Annotated in this window: 21 protein-coding genes and 1 tRNA gene; 11 read left to right on the top strand and 11 right to left on the bottom strand. The window is 66.4% G+C overall.

Annotated elements, in window-relative coordinates; translation table 11 throughout:
• Positions 1-41 precede the first annotated feature (41 nt).
• The 3 genes from fsa to AC4GYS_RS11920 are packed head-to-tail and all read left to right on the top strand — an operon-like array spanning position 42 to position 2,213.
• On the top strand, positions 42-695 hold the full coding sequence (gene fsa, locus AC4GYS_RS11930; RefSeq protein ID WP_491109293.1) for a fructose-6-phosphate aldolase: 654 nt from the start codon (positions 42-44) through the stop codon (positions 693-695).
• Between the two features lie 52 nt (positions 696-747).
• Entirely contained in the window at positions 748-1,305 is a 558-nt protein-coding gene (locus tag AC4GYS_RS11925) for a DUF484 family protein (protein ID WP_491109292.1), read from the top strand.
• Complete coding sequence (locus AC4GYS_RS11920; protein ID WP_491109291.1) at positions 1,287-2,213, top strand: tyrosine recombinase XerC; 927 nt, start codon at positions 1,287-1,289, stop codon at positions 2,211-2,213. Before AC4GYS_RS11925 ends, AC4GYS_RS11920 begins: the two co-directional genes overlap by 19 nt.
• A gap of 4 nt (positions 2,214-2,217) precedes the next feature.
• Here AC4GYS_RS11920 and AC4GYS_RS11915 read toward each other — a convergent pair whose 3' ends face one another.
• From AC4GYS_RS11915 to rsmI, 3 genes are all read right to left on the bottom strand, one after another.
• Positions 2,218-2,820: a DedA family protein gene (locus AC4GYS_RS11915; RefSeq protein WP_491109290.1), complete on the bottom strand. Its 603-nt coding sequence runs from the start codon at positions 2,818-2,820 to the stop codon at positions 2,218-2,220.
• 3 nt (positions 2,821-2,823) lie between these two features.
• Positions 2,824-3,774: a glutathione synthase gene (gshB, locus tag AC4GYS_RS11910; RefSeq protein ID WP_491109289.1), complete on the bottom strand. Its 951-nt coding sequence runs from the start codon at positions 3,772-3,774 to the stop codon at positions 2,824-2,826.
• Between the two features lie 84 nt (positions 3,775-3,858).
• Positions 3,859-4,710, bottom strand: a complete 852-nt coding sequence (rsmI, locus tag AC4GYS_RS11905) for a 16S rRNA (cytidine(1402)-2'-O)-methyltransferase (protein ID WP_491109288.1) — start codon at positions 4,708-4,710, stop codon at positions 3,859-3,861.
• Between the two features lie 12 nt (positions 4,711-4,722).
• Here rsmI and AC4GYS_RS11900 point away from each other — a divergent pair, with 12 nt between their 5' ends.
• Positions 4,723-5,841, top strand: a complete 1,119-nt coding sequence (locus AC4GYS_RS11900) for a penicillin-binding protein activator (protein ID WP_491109287.1) — start codon at positions 4,723-4,725, stop codon at positions 5,839-5,841.
• Between the two features lie 109 nt (positions 5,842-5,950).
• Entirely contained in the window at positions 5,951-8,575 is a 2,625-nt protein-coding gene (locus AC4GYS_RS11895) for a valine--tRNA ligase (RefSeq protein ID WP_491109286.1), read from the top strand.
• On the opposite strand, the gene AC4GYS_RS11890 is transcribed toward AC4GYS_RS11895, so the two are convergent.
• The 3 genes from AC4GYS_RS11890 to AC4GYS_RS11880 are packed head-to-tail and all read right to left on the bottom strand — an operon-like array spanning position 8,558 to position 10,156.
• Complete coding sequence (locus tag AC4GYS_RS11890; RefSeq protein WP_491109285.1) at positions 8,558-8,866, bottom strand: DUF1622 domain-containing protein; 309 nt, start codon at positions 8,864-8,866, stop codon at positions 8,558-8,560. The two genes, AC4GYS_RS11895 and AC4GYS_RS11890, sit on opposite strands and share 18 nt — an antisense overlap.
• Positions 8,866-9,246 carry a DUF1622 domain-containing protein gene (locus AC4GYS_RS11885; RefSeq protein WP_491109284.1) on the bottom strand — a complete coding sequence of 127 codons (381 nt, stop codon included), beginning with the start codon at positions 9,244-9,246 and terminating at the stop codon, positions 8,866-8,868. The genes AC4GYS_RS11890 and AC4GYS_RS11885 overlap by 1 nt, the downstream gene beginning before the upstream one ends.
• Before the next feature lie 7 nt (positions 9,247-9,253).
• A complete protein-coding gene (locus tag AC4GYS_RS11880; protein WP_491109283.1) occupies positions 9,254-10,156 on the bottom strand; it encodes a diacylglycerol/lipid kinase family protein in 903 nt (300 codons plus the stop codon).
• A 50-nt stretch (positions 10,157-10,206) separates the two neighbouring features.
• Between AC4GYS_RS11880 and hemB the strand changes: the two genes are divergently transcribed.
• Positions 10,207-11,202 (top strand): porphobilinogen synthase, encoded by a 996-nt coding sequence (gene hemB, locus AC4GYS_RS11875; RefSeq protein WP_491109282.1) that lies wholly within the window; start codon positions 10,207-10,209, stop codon positions 11,200-11,202.
• Entirely contained in the window at positions 11,195-11,770 is a 576-nt protein-coding gene (locus AC4GYS_RS11870; RefSeq protein ID WP_491109281.1) for a GNAT family N-acetyltransferase, read from the top strand. Before hemB ends, AC4GYS_RS11870 begins: the two co-directional genes overlap by 8 nt.
• Here the strand turns inward: AC4GYS_RS11870 and AC4GYS_RS11865 are convergent.
• Positions 11,767-12,270 carry a hypothetical protein gene (locus AC4GYS_RS11865; protein ID WP_491109280.1) on the bottom strand — a complete coding sequence of 168 codons (504 nt, stop codon included), beginning with the start codon at positions 12,268-12,270 and terminating at the stop codon, positions 11,767-11,769. The genes AC4GYS_RS11870 and AC4GYS_RS11865 overlap by 4 nt on opposite strands.
• Before the next feature lie 94 nt (positions 12,271-12,364).
• On the opposite strand from AC4GYS_RS11865, the gene AC4GYS_RS11860 reads away from it, so the two are divergent.
• Positions 12,365-12,441 (top strand) — tRNA-Arg (locus AC4GYS_RS11860).
• A gap of 165 nt (positions 12,442-12,606) precedes the next feature.
• Here the strand turns inward: AC4GYS_RS11860 and AC4GYS_RS11855 are convergent.
• Complete coding sequence (locus tag AC4GYS_RS11855) at positions 12,607-13,068, bottom strand: OmpA family protein (protein WP_491109279.1); 462 nt, start codon at positions 13,066-13,068, stop codon at positions 12,607-12,609.
• Between the two features lie 475 nt (positions 13,069-13,543).
• Between AC4GYS_RS11855 and AC4GYS_RS11850 the strand changes: the two genes are divergently transcribed.
• Genes AC4GYS_RS11850 through AC4GYS_RS11840 form a run of 3 tightly spaced genes read left to right on the top strand, consistent with a single transcriptional unit; the run spans position 13,544 to position 14,295 of the window.
• Positions 13,544-13,786, top strand: a complete 243-nt coding sequence (locus AC4GYS_RS11850; protein ID WP_491109278.1) for a hypothetical protein — start codon at positions 13,544-13,546, stop codon at positions 13,784-13,786.
• A gap of 36 nt (positions 13,787-13,822) precedes the next feature.
• Positions 13,823-14,155, top strand: coding sequence for a hypothetical protein (locus tag AC4GYS_RS11845; protein ID WP_491109277.1), 333 nt, complete (start codon positions 13,823-13,825; stop codon positions 14,153-14,155).
• A 17-nt stretch (positions 14,156-14,172) separates the two neighbouring features.
• On the top strand, positions 14,173-14,295 hold the full coding sequence (locus AC4GYS_RS11840) for a hypothetical protein (RefSeq protein ID WP_491109276.1): 123 nt from the start codon (positions 14,173-14,175) through the stop codon (positions 14,293-14,295).
• Between the two features lie 191 nt (positions 14,296-14,486).
• On the opposite strand, the gene AC4GYS_RS11835 is transcribed toward AC4GYS_RS11840, so the two are convergent.
• From AC4GYS_RS11835 to AC4GYS_RS11825, 3 genes are read right to left on the bottom strand one after another with little or no spacing between them, the layout of a single operon-like run.
• Positions 14,487-15,743 (bottom strand): N-succinylarginine dihydrolase, encoded by a 1,257-nt coding sequence (locus AC4GYS_RS11835; protein WP_491109275.1) that lies wholly within the window; start codon positions 15,741-15,743, stop codon positions 14,487-14,489.
• Entirely contained in the window at positions 15,743-16,756 is a 1,014-nt protein-coding gene (locus tag AC4GYS_RS11830; protein ID WP_491109274.1) for an arginine N-succinyltransferase, read from the bottom strand. The genes AC4GYS_RS11835 and AC4GYS_RS11830 overlap by 1 nt, the downstream gene beginning before the upstream one ends.
• Positions 16,753-17,961, bottom strand: coding sequence for a hydrolase (locus AC4GYS_RS11825; protein ID WP_491109416.1), 1,209 nt, complete (start codon positions 17,959-17,961; stop codon positions 16,753-16,755). Before AC4GYS_RS11825 ends, AC4GYS_RS11830 begins: the two co-directional genes overlap by 4 nt.
• Positions 17,962-17,998 lie beyond the last annotated feature (37 nt).

The following is a 17,998-nucleotide window of genomic DNA, read 5'->3' as shown; positions in this document are numbered from 1 at the left end:
GCTAACGCCCGTGCAACCATCCCCGCCGTTCAGGAGCGATCATGAAGTTCTTCGCCGACACCGCAGACATCGCAGAAATCCGAGAATTAGCGGAAACGGGCCTGTTGGACGGCGTCACCACCAACCCGTCGCTGGTCCACAAGGCCGGGGGCAATTTCATCGAAACGGTGCGGGAGATCACGCAGGTGGTGACTGGCCCCGTCAGCGCCGAGGTGGTCGCGCTCGATCACGAAGAGATGATGCGCGAAGCCGAGGTGCTGCGGAAGATTGCCGATAATGTCGCGATCAAGGTGCCGCTGACCCCTGCCGGCCTTAAGACCTGCGCAAAGCTGACCGCCGACGGTACGATGGTGAACGTCACCTTGTGCTTCTCGGCTGCCCAGGCACTGCTTGCCGCCAAGGCCGGAGCGACTTTTATCTCGCCTTTTGTCGGACGACATGACGATGTCGGCTTCAACGGCATGGAGCTGATTGCGGACATCCGCCTCATCTACGACAACTACGACTTCGCGACGCAGATCCTGGTCGCGTCGGTTCGTCATCCGATGCACGTGGTCGACGCGGCAAAGCTTGGGGCGGACGTAATGACGGCCCCGCCCAAGATCATCCACCAGCTGTTCAAGCACCCGCTGACCGACAACGGCATTGCGGCGTTCCTCAAGGATTGGGAAGCGACCGGGCAGGCGATCGCCTAGCTTCTGGCGCTGGCCACTGGAAATTAACTCCTTCCTGCGACATCCTGTCAGCATGGCACGGGTGATCCGCTTCGAAGACCATGCGCTTGCCCGCCTGCGCGAGCGCGTTGCCGCGGCGGAAGAAGCCAATCAGGACCTGATTGCGTTCGCGCGCGGTCATTCTGGCGCGGTTTCGTCCATTCATGCGGCCGTCATTGCGGCGATGGATGCACCGACGCTGGACGATCTGCTCCACGTGGTGGCGCAGGAATGGCCCTTGATGCTCGGACTGGACGCCGTGGCGCTCGCGCTGATCGTCTGCGATCGTGGCTTCAGGGTCGATTCGTCCGGCGTGCAACTGGTCGACGCAGCCCTGCTTCGGCGTTCGCTGGATCAGGTCGACAGTGTGGTGCTGCGAACCGTCGAACGCGGCCATCCGCTGTTCGGGCCGGCCTGCGATCTTATCCGGGCAGAGGCCCTGATCCGGCTCGAAGGCGATACTCCCGCCGGCCTGATCGCACTGGGCCAGCGCACGCCGCAGGCGCTCGATGGGCGGCACGGTTCCGAACTGCTGCTGTTCCTCGGGCGCAGCCTGTCGTCTATGATCGCCCGGTGGATGAGGGACGAGTAGAAGGGTCGGGGGCCGCCGCGCTGGCAGTGCGCTTCGCCGAGCATCTGGCGCACGACCGCCGACGCAGCCCGCATACCGTGCGGGCATATCTTGCCACGGCGCACCGTTTCATCGACTTCATGAACCGCCATCGGGGGGAGGAGATCGGCCGCTATGCGTTGCTCGCCATCCAGCCGCCCGATCTGCGCGCCTTTCTGGCCGACCGCCGGATGAGCGGCCTCGGGCCGTCCTCCGCCGCCCGCGAACTATCGGCGGTACGTTCCTTCCTGGGCTTCGCGGCGGAGGAACTGGGCGAACAGGCTCAACTTCCCCGAACCCGCGCGCCGCGCCGCCCGCGCACCCTGCCGCGCCCGGCGTCGCCCGACGATGCCATGGCGCTGGCGGAAGACGCCGGCGAATGGGGAAGCCAGCCGTGGATCGGTGCCCGCGACCTGGCCATCCTGTTGCTGCTTTACGGCTCCGGCCTGCGGATTGCCGAAGCCATGTCATTGACGGCCCGCTCGTTGCCACTCGGCCCCGCGCTGCGAGTCGTGGGAAAGCGCAGCAAACCACGGGTGGTGCCGCTGATCCCCGCCGTGCGGGAAGCGATCGAGGCCTACCTCAAGCTATGTCCCTATCCGATCAGCGGCGATGCGCGGCTTTTTCTCGGGGCCAAGGGCGGCCCACTCAACCCCGACCTGGTACGGCGCGCGGTGGCTGCGGCACGCAAGCGGCTGAACCTGCCGGACACGCTGACGCCGCACGCGCTGCGGCACAGCTTTGCCACCCATTTGCTCGCTCGCGGCGCCGACCTGCGCTCGCTTCAGGAATTGCTGGGCCACGCCAGCCTGTCGTCGACCCAAATCTACACTGGCGTCGACGCGGCGCATTTGCTGGACGTCTACCGCACCGCCCACCCACGGGCTTGAACATCTATTTTTCCGCCGGCTTGTAGGTCCACAGCCGCCACAGATAGCCGGCGGCAAGAGTGATCAAAATCGCGTTGCTGACCGGGCCAAGCCATTCGTCGACTTCGCCGAAGTTCTCGCGCAGCTTGAAGCCGGCATAGGCCAGCATGCTGGTCCAGCCCGCCGTCCCGATGGTCGATGCTACCAGGAACGTCTTGAATCGCATCTTCAGCAACCCCGCCGGGACCGAGACCAGGCTGCGGACTGTGGGCAGCATGCGGCCGAGGAACACGAAGAAGCTGCCGTAGTCGCGAAACCAGCGTTCGGCCCGCTCCACTTCCTTCCAGCTCATGGTCAGCCAGCGGCCGTGCTTGTCGATGAATGGCCGCAGCCGGATGATTCCAAGGGCGCGCGCCGCGAGATACCACACCGTGTTGCCAAGCATTGCGCCGGCCGTTCCGCTGGCGATGACCCCCGCCAGGGACATCTGGCCCTTGGCAGCCGAGATGCCAGCGACCGGCATGATCACTTCCGAAGGGATCGGCGGAAAAATCGTCTCGACGAACATCAGGAATGCGACGCCGAGATATCCGCTCTGCTCGATCAGCCTGACGACCCAGTCGGCCATGGCTCAGGCAGCCTGCAACTTGCGGTCGATGGCGTTCCAGATCAGGCTGGCGCTGTTGATCTCGTTGAAGCGGTCGAGGGCTATGAGGCCGGTGGGTGAGGTCACGTTAATCTCGGTGAGGCGGCCGGCGATTACGTCGATGCCGACGAACAGCAGGCCGCGAGCCTTGAGTTCGGGGCCGAGCGCGGCGCAGATTTCATGCTCGCGCGGGGTCAGTTCGGTCCGGACGGCCGTTCCGCCCGCGGCGAGGTTGGAACGAATCTCACCCTTGCCCGGCACGCGGTTGATCGCGCCGATCGGCTCCCCGTCCACCAGGATGATGCGCTTGTCGCCTTCGCTCACCTCGCGAAGAAAGGCCTGCGCGATAAACGGTTCCTTCCAGGTATCGCTGAACAGCTCGGCCAGCGCGCGCAGGTTGGTGCCGGCCGCGTCGATCCGGAACACGGCCGCCCCAGCGTTGCCGTGCAGCGGCTTCAGCACGATCTCGCCGTGCCGGGCATGGAACGCGGTCAATTCGTCCATGTCGCGCGTGATCAGCGTCGGCGGCATGAATTCGGCAAAGTCCAGGACGAACAATTTCTCGGGCGCGTCCCGGACGGAGCGGGGGTCGTTCAACACCAGGGTTTCGCCCCGCAGCCGCTCCAGCAGGTGGGCCGCCGTGATGTAGGCGATGTCGAACGGCGGATCCTGCCGCATCAGCACCACATCCGCGTCCCGGCCCAGATCGATGCTGACCGGCTCGGCGGCGCGGAAATGGTCGCCCTCGACTCGCTGGACACTGACTTCGCGAGCCTTGGCCCGAACCCGCCCGTCTTCGTAGGTCAAGTCTTCCGCGAGATAGTGAAACAGCCGATGACCACGCGCCTGGGCTTCCAGCATCAGGGCGAAGGTCGAATCGCCGGCAATGGCGATGCTTTCCAGCGGATCCATCTGGACGGCGACCGTAAGTGGCAATCTACTCTCCGCTGCCCTGAGCCTGTCGAAGGGCTGTCCTGCCTTCTGGAGGGCCGCTAGGGGATGGGCAGGCCTTCGACAAGCTCAGGCCGGCGGTTTTCCTTTGCCAGCCAGAAGCAGTGCGCGGGCATAGACCTGCTTTCTGGGAAGCTTCAATTGCTCCGCCACCTGCGCCGCTGCCCGCGACGGCGACAGTTCCGCCAGTGCCTCGCCTAGCGCCCGGTCCAGCTCCTCCTCCCCGGCTGGCCCAGGCGGCGCAGGCGGCGCGACCACCACGACAATTTCACCTTTCGGGGCGACGTCGGCATAGCGCGCCGCCAATTCGGGCAGGGGGCCGGTGACGGTTTCCTCGTGCAGCTTGCTGATTTCCCGCGACACGGCCGCGTCCCGCTCGCCAAGCACGTCGGCCATCGCCGCTAGCGACGCCCCCAACCGCGGCCCGCTTTCGCAGAACACCAGTGTCGCGCGGATCGCGGCCACCTCGGCCAGCACCTCGGCCCGCGCACCTGCCTTCGAGGGCAGGAATCCCATGAACAGGAAGCGGTCGGTCGCGAGCCCGGACAGGGTGAGCGCCGCAATCGCCGCGCAGGGGCCGGGCAGGGTGTGCACTGCCAGCCCGGCGGCCCGCGCCGCGCGCACCAGCTTGAAGCCGGGGTCGGAGATCAGCGGCGTGCCCGCGTCGCTGACCAGCGCGACCGCTTCGCCGCCCAGCCGCGCCAGCACCGCCAGCCGGTCCGCCTCACTCGAATGGTCGTGATAAGCCTGCATCCGCGCCTTCGACCCGACATGTGCCAGCAGCTTGGCCGACACCCGCTTGTCCTCCGCCAGCACGAGGTCCGCCCGGCGCAGCACGTCGGCCGCCCGGGCGGTCAGGTCGCCGAGATTGCCGATCGGGGTCGCCACGATGTACAGACCGGGAGGCAGTTGTTCGCTCATCAAGGAGCCGGCATGACACCACCCGCCCGCAATCCGCAAGCGCGTCGCCTGTTTCTGCTCTCCGCCATCTCCATCTCGGTCCTGGCCGGCTGCTCGGCGGGACAGCGACAGGTGCGTCCGCTCCCGCCGGGACTTGAGCCGCAGAATGAGGTCGCGCTGCTCGCGCCGCTGACCGGCGAAGACGCGGCGGTCGGCCAGGCACTGGCCAATGCGGCGCGGCTCGCGCTGGCCGACATGAACAATCGTTCGATCCAGCTGACGATCTACAACACGGCCGAAGGGGGTGCGGCGGCGGCCGCCAACCGAGCGATCGGCAATGGCGCGCGCCTGATCCTTGGGCCGCTGCTGTCCGATCAGGTGCGTGCCGTCGCTCCGATCGCCCGGCAAGCGCGGGTGCCCGTGCTCGCGTTCTCCAATGACGAGATGGCTGCGGGAGGGGGGACCTATATCCTGGGCTTCGTGCCCGGTCAGGCGGTCGACCGCGTGGTCCGGCACGCTCGCGCGGCCGGCGCCGTCAACTTCGCGGCCCTGGCACCCGACAATGTCTATGGCCGGCGCGCCGAGCAGGCGCTGTTATTCGCGGCCCAGCGCGCCGGCGGCCAAGTGCTTGCCACGGCAACCTATGACAGCCTGGAGCAGGGCCGCACGATCGCCGCTCGGCTGGCGGATCGGCCAGGCCTGCAAGCCGTGCTGCTGGTGGAGGGCGGGCGGACCGGCGCAATCCTCGCCCGCCAATTCAGGCCCGCGGTTCGCATCCTCGGTCCCGACCTTTGGGCGAACGATCGCACGCTGGGCCGGACACCGCGACTGCGTGGCGCCTGGTATGCCGCGCCGTCCGACGCCCGCTTCGGCCAGTTCGCGACCCGTTACCGCGCGCGCTTCGGCGGCACCGCTCCGCCGCGGTTGGCGAGCATCGGCTATGACGCCATGCTGCTGACCATCCGCGCCTCTCGCGAATGGCGACCGGGCCGGCGTTTCCCGGTGCGGGCGCTCAGCGACGATGAAGGGTTTCTGGGCGTGGACGGCGTGTTCCGCTTCAATCGCCAGGGCATCGCGGAGCGCGGGCTGGAGGTGCGGCAGGTGACGGCCGCCGGCTATTCGGTGGTCTCGCCCGCCCCGACGAGCTTCTAATCCTCCGTCATTGCGAGCGTAGCGAAGCAATCCAGCAGCCTGCAACAAGAACACTGGATCGCTTCGCTACGCTCGCAATGACGGCGAGTACTCGCTAACGGCGCTCTTCATGAGCGAACTGCCGAAGACGTTTGAACCGGGCCCGATCGAGGCTCGCTGGTACAGCCATTGGGAAGGACAGAATCTGTTCCGGCCCGACCGCTCCGATCGTGAGCCCTTCACCATCGTGATCCCGCCGCCGAACGTCACCGGTTCGCTGCACATCGGCCACGCGCTGGACAACACGCTGCAGGACATCCTCATCCGCCACGCCCGGATGCACGGCAAGGACGCGCTGTGGGTGGTGGGCATGGACCACGCCGGCATCGCCACCCAGATGGTGGTCGAGCGGCAGCTTGGCGAGACGCAGCAGAAGCGCACCGACTTCAGCCGTGACGAGTTCGTCGCCAAGGTGTGGGAGTGGAAGCAGGAAAGCGGCGGGCAGATCACCCGCCAGCTCCGCCGCCTGGGCGCCTCGTGCGATTGGAAAAACGAGCGCTTCACGATGGACGAGGGCTTTTCGAAAGCCGTCACCCACGTCTTCGTCGAGCTGCACAAGCGCGGGCTGCTCTACCGCGACAAAAGGCTGGTGAACTGGGACCCGAAGTTTCAGACCGCCATCTCCGACCTTGAGGTCGAGACCAACGAGGTGCCGGGCAAGTTCTGGACCTTGCGCTATCCGCTGGCCGATGGCTCCGGCCATGTCGAGGTCGCGACCACGCGGCCCGAGACGATGCTGGCCGATATGGCGGTCGCGGTGCACCCGGACGACGAGCGCTACCGCGCACTCGTCGGCAAGCAGGTCAAGCTGCCGATCACCGGGCGGCTCATTCCGATCATCACCGACGAACATGCCGATCCGGAGCTTGGCAGCGGCGCGGTGAAGATCACGCCGGGGCATGACTTCAACGACTTCGAGGTCGGCAAGCGGGCCGGGATCAAGCCCGCCGACATGCTCAACATGCTCGATGCCTCCGCCCGCATCTGCCAGACGCAGGACGGCTTGGTTCCGGAGGAGTTGCTGGGCCGCGAGCGCTTCGACGCACGCAAGCGGGTGGTCGAGCTGCTGGAAGCCGAAGGCGCGCTGGTCAAGGTCGAGGACCGCGTGATCGCAACCCCGTTCGGCGACCGCTCGGGCGTGGTGATCGAACCGTGGCTGACCGACCAATGGTATGTCGATGCGGCCAAGCTGGTCGGCCCGGTGATGGAGGCGACCCGCTCGGGCAAGATCAGGATCGTGCCGGAAAGCTGGTCCAAGACCTGGTTCAACTGGCTGGAGAATATCCAGCCGTGGTGTGTGTCACGCCAGCTGTGGTGGGGGCATCGGATACCGGCTTGGTTCGACGATCAGGGGAACGTGTTCGTCGCGGAGACGGAGCAAGAGGCGCGCGCGCAAGCCGGCGACGATCGCCCGCTAAAGCAGGACGAAGACGTCCTCGACACCTGGTTCTCTTCCGCGCTGTGGCCCTTCGCCACCCTCGGCTGGCCCGAGCAGACGGAGGACCTCGCCCGCCATTATCCCAACGACGTGCTCGTCTCCGGCTTCGACATCCTGTTCTTCTGGGACGCCCGCATGGCGATGCAGGGGATCGAGTTCATGGGGGAGGCGCCGTGGAAGACGCTCTATCTCCACGGGCTGGTCCGCGATGCGCAGGGCCAGAAAATGTCCAAGTCCAAGGGCAACACGGTCGATCCGCTCGGCCTCATCGACCAATACGGCGCCGATGCGCTGCGCTTCACGCTGGCGGCGATGGAAAGCCAGGGCCGCGACATCAAGCTCGATGAGAAGCGGGTCGAAGGCTATCGCAACTTCGCCACCAAGCTGTGGAATGCCGCGCGCTTCCTGCAGATGAACGGCGTCGGCGCGAGCACCAGCATCGCCGCGCCGGAGGCCACGCTGCCGGTCAACCGCTGGATCATCGGCGAGGTGGTCGAGACTTTGGACAAGCTCAACAAGGCGTTCGACGACCTCCGCTTCGACGGCATGGCCGACGCCATATACCACTTCACCTGGGGCACCTTCTGCGACTGGTATGTGGAGCTGGTGAAAGGCGGCTTCGACGAGGAAACCAAGGCGGTCGCGGCCTGGGCATTCGACCAGATCCTGGTGATGCTCCACCCCTTCATGCCCTTCGTCACCGAAGAGCTGTGGCATGCGATGGGCGAGCGGCCCTACGATCTGATCGTGGCGAAGTGGCCGGAGCCCGGGATGCAGGCGGATCAGTCCGCGAGGGCGGAGATCGGTGGACTGGTGGAAGTGATCGACGGTGCCCGTGCAATGCGGGCCGAGCTCAACATTCCATGGACGGCGACCCTGACGCCCCACCTGATTGGTGCTGACGAAGAAACGCTGACCCGGCTCTCGGCCAATGCGCCGACCTTGGCGCGGATGGCCAAATTAGGTGCGCCTGTCCTGGCCGAGGTCCCGCCGGAGAACTCGGCACAGATCAGTGCCGCTGGAGCCACCATCGCCTTTCCGCTTGGCGACGCCATCGACCTCGACGCCGAACGCGCTCGCCTCGCCAAGGCCATCGCCGCCGCCGAAAAGGACCGCGACAGCCTCGCTGCTCGCCTCGCCAACCCCAGCTTCACCGAGCGGGCGAAACCCGAAGCGGTGGAGAAAGCCCGCGCCGACCACGAGGCGCGGGCGGCCGAGGCGGAGCGGCTCGGGGCGGCTCTAGTGCGACTCGGCTGACGCCATCTCCGCCGTCAGCGCTCGCTTCACCATGGTGCGAAGGGCAAGCACGACCGCGAACATTCCGATCGCACTCCAGCTTGCCAGAGTAACGGTCTTCAGCAGCGTCGCCGCCGTCATCAGACCGAGCGCGCCGACCACTCCGTTGGCCAGCCGCAACCGGGCCCGGGTCAAGGCCGCGTCCGACCATCCCGCGCGCAGCGCGCCGAGCGCCCGGAAGCTCGCTCCTGCGATTGCCAAGGCGCCCACGAACTCGATCCACCGCGCCAGCAGCAGGACTACCGACGCCATCAGGCGGCCTGCTCTTCCTTGGACGAGCGCCGCTGTTCGGCCCGATCGATCTCCTTCTGCAGAAAATAGTTGAGCAGGGTCCGCAAAGCAGCGATCGCCGCCAGCTTGCCGATCTCGTCCCATGTCGGCGCCACGGCCGTTCGCAGGATGTCCGCCGCGAGCAGGAATTCTAGCGCCACTGCAAGCCAACGGCCAAGCCGAAGCCGGACATCCTCCTTTTCCGCGAGATGATGGCGGACGGAATTGCGCCAACCGGCCGGCAGGAACAGGAACAGCGCGCCCACCACCGCTTCCAGCACAGCGATGGCGATCACCAGCGCCGCGGCTCCTTCCGCGACGCTTGCCATGGTCAGGGTGGCGGTCTTGAGCAGCTCTTCCATGTGAACTCTACTTCGATCCGACCGGCTGCGGCGCCGCGACCCACACCGCCGCCCGAGCGACCGTCACCGTGACGGGCGTCTTGGCGCTCAGCTCGCCATCGATGGAGATCTTCTGACGCGGACGGGTGACGATCTTCAGCTCGCGCCCGCTATATTCGGTAGTGGTCAGCTTGCGCGAACGCAGCTTGAACAGCGTCGCGAACCAGCTCCATGCCAGCCCGAACACGCTGCGGCCAGTCACGGCCTGGACGATGATTTCGCCGGACTGAAGGCAGGCGTCCTCCACCAGCTCGACCCCGCCATGATAACGCCCGTTGGCGATCCGCGCCTCGGTCGCCCAGGTCTTGTGCAGCTGCTTTCCGTCATCGACATGCAGGCGGAACGGGCGGAATTTGACCGCCACCCGCAGCGCCCACAGCATGTAGCCGACCATGCCCAGATAGCGCTTGAGATTATGCGGGACGGTTTCGGCGATCAGCGGTGACAGGCCCATGGCCGCCGCGTTGGCGAAATAATCGCCGTCGATCGCGCCAAGATCGATCCGCAGCTTGCGGCCCTCGGCGATGGTTTCGACCGCGGCCGCGATGTCGGTTCCTATGCCCAACGTCTTGGCGAAGCTGTTGGCCGTCCCCAGCGGCAGCAGGGCAAAGACCGTCTCCGTGCCGAGAAAATCGTCGATGGTGGATGACAGCGAGCCGTCGCCGCCGCCGACGATGATCATCGGTGCCTTCGCCGTCAGCGCTCGCTGGACCGTCGGCCGCATCTCGTCGGGGTCGGTGATCGCGTGCGCTTCGATCAGTTCGACCCCGCGCTGTTCCAGCAATTCCTTGGCCTTGTCGAACGCGTCCGCGCCGTTGCGGCTCATGGCGTTGACGACCAGCACGGCCTGTTTCGGTAGCGTATCGCTCATGGAAGGCTGAATGCTTGGGAGGCGGCTTCTTTCCCGCTAGGAGGCGGACCATGTCTCAACCCGCCTTTCCAGCGCTCCGGATGCGGCGCGGCCGAACCGCACCCTGGATGCGGTCCATGCTGGCCGAACACCGGCTTCATCCCAGCGACCTGATCCTGCCGCTGTTCGTCTGCGCCGGGCAGGGCTGTGAGGAGCCGATCCCGTCCTTGCCGGGCGTGAGCCGCTGGACCGTCGATCGAATCGGCGAACAGGCGAGAAACGCCGCCGCGCTTGGCATCCCTTGCGTCGCCCTGTTCCCCAACACGCCGGGCGAACTGCGTAGCGAGCGTGGGGAGGAGGCGCTCAATCCCGACAACCTCATCTGCCGCGCGGTGAAGGCGGTAAAGGATGCCTGCCCCGACATCGGCGTGCTGACGGACGTGGCGCTCGACCCCTACACCGCGCACGGCCACGACGGTCTGGTCGACGAGCGCGGCTGCGTCCTCAACGACGAAACCACCGCCATTCTGGTCGAGCAGGCGCTGGTCCAGGCCGAGGCGGGTGCGGACATCGTGGCGCCGTCCGACATGATGGACGGCCGGGTCGGCGCAATCCGACATGGACTTGAACAGGCCGGAAGGTGCCACACCGCCATCATGGCTTATGCCGCGAAATATGCTTCGGCATTCTACGGCCCGTTTCGCGACGCGGTCGGATCGCGCGGCCTGCTGAAAGGTGACAAGCGCGGCTACCAGATGGACCCCGCCAACTCCGACGAGGCGATGCGGGAAGTGGCGCTCGACATTTCGGAAGGCGCCGACATGGTGATGGTGAAGCCGGGGCTGCCGTATCTCGACATCGTCCGCGCCGTTCGCGACGAATTCCGCGTGCCGGTCTTCGCCTACCAGGTCAGCGGCGAGTATGCGATGGTCGAATATGCCGCCGCAGCCGGGGCAGGGGAGCGGGACGCGTTGATTCTGGAGACGCTTTTGTCCTTTAAGCGAGCCGGCGCGACCGGAATCCTCAGCTATCACGCTGTCCATGCCGCCCGGCTGATCAATGGCTGAAGTGGTCGCACAGACCGGTCGGCTGCGCCTGCGCACGTGGGACGAGGCCGATCGGGTGTCCTTTTACCAGCGCATGAACGTGCCCGAAGTGATGCGGCATCTCGGCGGCGTGCAGGACTTCTCCACATGGTCCGCCGCCCTCGACCGAATCCTTGGATTCCAGGCCGATCATGGCCACACATTCTGGATCGTCGAGGATCGGGCCAGCGGGGAATTGTTCGGCTTTTGCGGATTGAAGCGAGTGAACGCACCCGGCGGTGAGGCGCTGCATGGCCAATATGAGATCGGCTGGCGGCTGCATCACAGCAGCTGGGGCAGGGGCATCGCCAAGGAGGCGGCAATTGCCAGCCTGGACCTCGCCTTCGGACGGTTCGGCGCGCCGCACGTCGTTGCTTTCACCGTTGCCGCGAACGAGGCAAGCTGGGGCTTGATGCAGCGCCTGGGGATGCAGCGGCGCCCAGACCTCGACTTCGAGGACAACCGGTTCGGGCCTGAACTCAACCCGACGATCGTCTACCGCATCGATGCTGCCGACTGGCCCGCCGCCCGCGCGAAAGCCCTGAGCTAGCGGGTCAAACGCGCCTGGATCGCGGCAATCCGCCCGGCCTGCGCACGATCGATCGCGGCGATTTCGGCGGCGGTCGCCTGCACAGTCTCGATGTCGGCGGGCACCAGTCCGCCGCGATCCCGAACGGCCCGGGCCGCGATCTCGTCGATGTCGCCCAGCGCCCTTGTCACCGGATAGCGAGCCGCCACCGCGGCGGACAGCAGTTGCTGCGCTGCGACCCAGCTTTCGCTGTCGCGCGGGCCGGCACTGGCTGCGGCGCGTTCGGCGGCATCGGCTGCCCGATCAAAACCGTCGGTTGCCCCCCGCGCCTGGGCCAGCAAGCCTGCCGCAATCCCGCGCAACTCGTCGCTTGCGGGGATCTGCGCGCTGGTATCGGGTACCGGCACCCGCGGATCGATCGCCTCGGCGGCGCGGGGCGCCAGCGACGGCTCGCGCGGGTTCTGCACGCTTGCGCAGCCGACAAGCAGCATCGGGATCAGCAGGGTAGCCAAACGCTTCATACCGCTTCGTCTAGGGTGCGCTCACCGGCCGCGCAACACGGGCGACATAGGGGTTGCGCGCCGGGCACCATCCCCCTAGATGCGCCCTCGGCACGCGCCCGTAGCTCAGCTGGATAGAGCATCAGACTACGAATCTGAGGGTCGGACGTTCGAATCGTTCCGGGCGCGCCATAACCGCAAACGGGGTTCTCCTAGCGGAGAGCCCCGTTTGTGTTTCTCAGTCGGTCACGGCTGACCCGCACCATTTGAGCGCAGCGGAAACAGCTCCGAGTTGGCTTGAGCGAAGTGGCCTCCGGATCCTTGCTAAGAGCCCTTGGTACCTTGGCTGTGCCAGCCTCAGCGCGGGATGAAGCTGATTTCCACTCGCCGGTTCTGCGGCTCGCGCACGCCGTCGGGCGTCGTGATGAAGGGGCGGCTCTCCCCGTAGGCGTCAATCTCCAACGCGGTCGCCTCGACACCTGCCTTGACCAGCGCGTCCCGCACCGCTCGAGCCCGCGCTTCGGAGGATCGGCGGTTCGCACCGAGCGGTCCCGACCGGTCGCTGTGCCCAGCGATCAGCAATCGCGCGACCCGCCCCCGACGCCAGATCGAGACGGCCTCGTCGATGACGGCCTGACCGTCGCGACTGATTTCCGCCTCACCGCTGTCGAAGAAGACCCGCAACAAGGGTGGCTTCGGACAGGCCGCAGTGGCGGCGACCTTCGCCCCATCCGGACAGGTCACGTCGCCGGTCGGCGGAGGCGGCGGTCCGGGGGGAGGCGGAGCCGCCTGCATCAACGCGGCAAGGAATAGGATCATGGGCGGCTGCTCTATGCGAAAAGGCCGCCGGAGCAAGTCCTGCGGCACTCTGGGCGCTGCGGCCCGCGTCCGAGTAAATCGGCGCCTGCGGTCAAGCGGTCAGTGCGACACCCTGGGACTCGGCTGCTCTAGCCGCGAATTGCTGGGCTAGTTTCGCATGCCAGTCGCGCGCGTTTTCCGTGATCGCGCGTTGCGCTGCGAGCCGTTCCTCCGCTGCCCGGCGGAAGTAGTAACGATGGTTCGATTCCACAGCCAATCTCCAACGCAAGCACTATTGGTCCACGGGCCGCACCATGCGGGATGTTTCCTACCGAATGGTAAATATCCACAGGGTTCCCGCGGAGATCCGATGCGTCCTTGAGCGGGACACTGCTGTGGCAGGGGGGTGACACCCGTAACAATCTGCGGCTTGTCTACGAAACCGAACGACTCGTCCCTCGTTCATGCAGGCAAAACACGGATGGAAGGACATCCCATGCTCAACACCGTCAACGCCAGCAGCCGCCAATTCAATCCGCACTTGCGCGGGTACCACGCCGTTTATCGGGAAAATGCGGTCAACCATTGCCCTGGCTGCGGACGCACGCACTGGCTGATCGGCCGGATGCTCGCCGAATGCGGATTCTGCGGGACCGCGCTTCCGCTCAGCGAATCATACCTCCGCGGGTCGTCGGCGCCGATCCATAGCCATGGCCGCCGCGCGCCACTCGCCGCCTGATTGTCGGCGAGGGGGTAAACGCGCTATAAACAGGGCGTGCTACGATTGCTCGTTCTGGGCCTGTTTGCAGCCTGGTCGGTGACCGCTTCGGCGGGGCCGGGCACGGTGGCGTTCGTGAATGGCACAGGCTCATCCTTGACCAACGTTGAAATCCGTCAGTTCGGCAAGGCATGGAAGCCGTTGACGCCGGGTCTTTCCCCGGGGGCCCGGACTGCAAGCGACCTGTCGGGCGACGAGTGTGCCTTCGATGTTCGTGCCGATGTGTCCGGCAGTGGCCGCGTCGAATGGGCCCGGCTCAACCTTTGCGAAGTGAAGTCGGTAACGTTGAACCGCCGGGCCGACGGAATGAGCTGGGCCGACTACGACTGATCCGCCGCGGCGGGGTCTTGGCAAGCTTCACCGGCGCAGTGGCGGGGACCGTCCGGACGCTGTCCAGCAGCTTTGGTCCCGCGATGAAGACGACCGCCGAACAGGCGAAGAAGAACATCCACCCCATCCAACCCGGATAGACCTCGAGATAGTGTTTGCCGCGTTCGACCGCGCCCAGCGAAATCGCCCAGATCACCGCCCACGCTTCCCAGCGGGTCTTGATCGTGAACAGGCGGCCCAGGCGTTTCAGCATCGTCATTGGTTAAGCAACGGCCATGCCAGCGGCGGAGTTCCGCCGATTCTGCGTTAACCAAAACTGTTAAAGTGTAAGCTATTCCGACAATTCGGACAGTTCGAGTTGGTCCAGGAGTGCGTTCCGCGCCTGCTCCATGTCCGCAATCAGAGTGGCGGACCGAAGCTCGTCCGGCGCGATCGTCTCCGGCCACGCGGCCTGAACCAGCGCCGACAGCCGATCGAGCTTCCGCTCGTCCACCATGAAGCGCGGGTCCACCGTCGCTGGATCCGCGACCACGCGCAGCCGCAGGCAGGCGGGGCCGCCGCCGTTGGCCATCGATTGGCGCACGTCGACGACCTCGACTCGGCGAACAGCCCCGTTGCCGGCCAGATGCCGTTGCAACCATTCCCAGACGCTCGGCGTCTCGCGCGCTTCTTGCGGAACGACCAGGGTCGGCTCACCGTTCAGCGGGGTCACCAGCTGCGCGTTGAACAAGTAGGATCGGATGGCATCTTCCAGACTGACCTCCGCCGCCGCCACCTCCACATACTCCAAGTCTGGGAAGCGGGATGAGAGGTCGGCGACGAACCCATCGCGGTCGGCAAAGGCCTGCTCATGTGCGAACAGCACGCGCTCATTGGCGACCGCCACCACGTCATTGTGGAACGCGCCGGCGGCAATCGCTTCTTCCGACTGCTGCACAAACAGGGTGCGGTCCGGCGCGAGGCGGTGGAGTCGCGCGATGGCGCGAAATGCCTCCGGATGCTGCCGGGCCGGGTAGGGACCGCCCGAAAGGCCGTAAACGAACACTTCCACGCCCGGCTGATCATGAGCCGTGGTCAGCCGCATGAAATTGGCAGCGCCTTCGTCGCCAAAGGCCGTGGGTACCGGTCCATGGACGGCGAAGTGCCGTTCGTCGGCAAACGCCAGGCGGAGCTGCTTCAGCGTCGCTGGCCATTCGTGGCTGCGATGCGGCATCGTGCGAAGATTGGCGACCGTCAGATGCGTGCGCCCGTCGCCGGTGTCCGGGGCCGGGGAGACCGTCGCGGCATTGGCCGCCCACATGGACGACGCGGACATGGCGTTGGCCAGCAACGGCAAGTCTGCCTGTTCGGGACTGGTGCCAAGCTCAGCCAGCCACCGCCGGGCCGGTCGCGGCTGCGGCACGAACAGTCCTTGCGCGAGGCCCAGCGCCAGGTTGGCGCGCATCTTGTCCAGGCCCTGCAGGGCCGCGGCCCGCGGATAGCTGACTTCCCCGGCGTTACGCATCGCCGCCAGATTGCCCAGACTCAAGCCGGCATAATTGTGGCTGGGGCCGACCAGCCCATCGAAATTGATCTCCCGCAGCGGCATCAGCGGCTCACCGCCAGGATTTTGTCGCCCTCGCCGACTTCCAGCAGTTCCGCAGTCTCGCGGCTGATCTGCAGGCCGTCGCCGACCCGCGCCACTTCGCCCATGCAGGCCCGGAACTGCTTGAGCCGCCCGGCTGCCAACAGCATTTTCAGCGGTCCGCCATCGCCGATCGCAGCGACCCGCTCCTCCGTCGACTCGCGCACGGTCCTGACCTGGTCGGTACGCGCCACAACCGTCGGCCCACCGTCGAAGATGTCGATGTAGCGATCATAGCTGAAGCCTTCCGCCTCGAGCATGCGCAAGGCGGCGCGGCCGGTCGGGTGCGGCTGTCCCATGACGGCCCGCGCGCTGTCGGGCAGCAGCGAGACGTAGATCGGCGACTTCGGCATCAGCTCGGCAATGAACTGGGTGCCGTGCATGGCATTGAACTGGTCCGCTTCGGGAAAGCTCATGTCGAAGAACTTGCCCGCCAGCGCATCCCAGAAGGGCGAATTGCCCCCTTCGTCCATCACTCCGCGCAATTCGGCCAGCAGGCGGTCGCCGAAGCGTTCGCGATGCTGGCGGATGAACATGTAGCGGCTGCGCGCCAGCAGCAGTCCCAGCCCGCCCGCGCGCATGGCCGGATGAAGGAAAAGGCCACCGACCTCGCTGGCGTCCTCAAGATCGGTGGTCAGCGTCAGCAGCTGATTCTTGAACGTCTTGCCAAGCTCAGGCGACCACTGGGTCAGGGTCGAAATGTGATAGCTGTAGAAGGCCTGTGTGACGCCGACCTGGCCGAACACCTGGCAGGTGCCGCGGATCGTGCCTGCCTTCGGGTCCTCCAGCATGAAGATGAAGCAATCGTTGCACTGCTGCTCCTCGGCCCGTGCGAACGCTTCATCCGACCGTGCGAGCTTCGCCACCAGCGTGCCCTTGTCGGCCGGCAGGTTGGTGAACCCGCCGCCGGTCAGCTTGGCCATTTCATACATGGCATCGAAGTCTTCCGGTCTGGCCGGCCGCACGCGAAAGCTCATGCGCGCGCCTCGGCAAGGCGCATCACGGTGAGGGCCGACAGCGCGGCGCGCTCGGCCAGGGACTCGACGATCAGATATTCCTCCGCTGAATGGATCTTGCCGCCGCGTACGCCCATCGTGTCGACGACCGGGACGCCGCAGGCAGCGATGTTGTTGCCGTCGCATACACCGCCGGACGGGGCCCAGGCGATGTGCTGGCCAAGGTCCTCGCCGGCGCGCTTGACCAGGCCGAACAGCCGCACCGAATCGGTCGTCATCGGTTTGGGCGGCCGTCCGAAGCCACCGTGGGTGTGGATGCCCACATCATGCTCGGTGGCCACGGCAGCCACTGCCGCGGCGATACCCGCCTGCGCCTCGTCCTGCAGTTCCGGCGTGACGGGCCGAAGGTTCACCCGCAGGACGGCGTGATCGGGGACGACATTGTTCGGTCCGCCGCCGTCCATGCGGGCGACATTGACGCTCAGCCCATGGCGCATCAGCTGCCGAAGCCGTAGCGCGAGGTCGGCCGCCGCAATGATCGCGTTGCGTCCATCTTCCGGGTTGCGCCCCGCGTGGGCCGAGCGGCCGGTGATGATGAAGCTGAAATTCCCGCTGCCCGGACGTGCTCCGGCCAGCGTTCCGTCGGGCAGTGCCGCGGGTTCGTAGGTCAGCGCCGCCCGCTTGCCCCGTGCCGCTTCAGCCAGCAAGGTGGCGGACGATGGGGAGCCCACCTCCTCGTCGGAATTAATCAGGATTTCATAACCGAGCAACGCCGCCACGGGGCTGGCTTCGACCGCCTTCAGCGCCGCCAGCATGACGGCCAGCCCACCCTTCATGTCGGCGACGCCCGGCCCGCCAAGCACGCCGTCCTCCCGCCAGGCGATGTGCTGAAACGGGTGATCGACCGGATACACCGTGTCCATATGGCCGGTGAACAGCAGTTGCACTGGCGCCTGGGGACGAACCGCCAGGTGCAGATGTCGACCGTGAGGTACGTCCATCTCGCGGCCGCCGGGATCGATGGCGGTTACGGGAGCGGGGTTGCGCAGGGTGAGATCGCCCGGAAGCGCGGAGAAGCAATCCGCAAGTGCGCCGGCCATCAGTTCCAACCCGCGCATATTGCCCGAACCGGAGTTGATTTCGCTCCACAACTCCACCTGCCGCAGCATCGGCTCCGCGCCCGCCCGTTCGACGGCGTCCTGCTCGGCGCTGGTCAAGTCCCCCATCATGGCGGCTCGCTCTAGCCGTGAGCGAGCCGGAACG

Source organism: Sphingomonas sp. SP1 (genome assembly GCF_058313395.1).
Note: the sequence above shows the minus strand (reverse complement) of the source record. Positions and strands in the feature narration are given on the sequence as shown.

Bases quoted from the DNA above. Each gene is read 5' to 3' on its own strand.
- AC4GYS_RS11915 (WP_491109290.1), bottom strand. From the start codon at position 2,820: ATGGCCGACTGGGTCGTCAGGCTGATCGAGCAGAGCGGATATCTCGGC.
- AC4GYS_RS11855 (WP_491109279.1), bottom strand. From the start codon at position 13,068: ATGATCCTATTCCTTGCCGCGTTGATGCAGGCGGCTCCGCCTCCCCCC.
- AC4GYS_RS11825 (WP_491109416.1), bottom strand. From the start codon at position 17,961: ATGGGGGACTTGACCAGCGCCGAGCAGGACGCCGTCGAACGGGCGGGC.
- AC4GYS_RS11925 (WP_491109292.1), top strand. From the start codon at position 748: ATGGCACGGGTGATCCGCTTCGAAGACCATGCGCTTGCCCGCCTGCGC.
- rsmI (WP_491109288.1), bottom strand. From the start codon at position 4,710: ATGAGCGAACAACTGCCTCCCGGTCTGTACATCGTGGCGACCCCGATC.
- AC4GYS_RS11830 (WP_491109274.1), bottom strand. From the start codon at position 16,756: ATGAGCTTTCGCGTGCGGCCGGCCAGACCGGAAGACTTCGATGCCATG.
- AC4GYS_RS11850 (WP_491109278.1), top strand. From the start codon at position 13,544: ATGCTCAACACCGTCAACGCCAGCAGCCGCCAATTCAATCCGCACTTG.
- AC4GYS_RS11900 (WP_491109287.1), top strand. From the start codon at position 4,723: ATGACACCACCCGCCCGCAATCCGCAAGCGCGTCGCCTGTTTCTGCTC.
- hemB (WP_491109282.1), top strand. From the start codon at position 10,207: ATGTCTCAACCCGCCTTTCCAGCGCTCCGGATGCGGCGCGGCCGAACC.
- AC4GYS_RS11870 (WP_491109281.1), top strand. From the start codon at position 11,195: ATGGCTGAAGTGGTCGCACAGACCGGTCGGCTGCGCCTGCGCACGTGG.
- AC4GYS_RS11835 (WP_491109275.1), bottom strand. From the start codon at position 15,743: ATGCCGCTGCGGGAGATCAATTTCGATGGGCTGGTCGGCCCCAGCCAC.
- AC4GYS_RS11865 (WP_491109280.1), bottom strand. From the start codon at position 12,270: ATGAAGCGTTTGGCTACCCTGCTGATCCCGATGCTGCTTGTCGGCTGC.
- AC4GYS_RS11880 (WP_491109283.1), bottom strand. From the start codon at position 10,156: ATGAGCGATACGCTACCGAAACAGGCCGTGCTGGTCGTCAACGCCATG.
- AC4GYS_RS11895 (WP_491109286.1), top strand. From the start codon at position 5,951: ATGAGCGAACTGCCGAAGACGTTTGAACCGGGCCCGATCGAGGCTCGC.
- AC4GYS_RS11890 (WP_491109285.1), bottom strand. From the start codon at position 8,866: ATGGCGTCGGTAGTCCTGCTGCTGGCGCGGTGGATCGAGTTCGTGGGC.
- fsa (WP_491109293.1), top strand. From the start codon at position 42: ATGAAGTTCTTCGCCGACACCGCAGACATCGCAGAAATCCGAGAATTA.
- AC4GYS_RS11885 (WP_491109284.1), bottom strand. From the start codon at position 9,246: ATGGAAGAGCTGCTCAAGACCGCCACCCTGACCATGGCAAGCGTCGCG.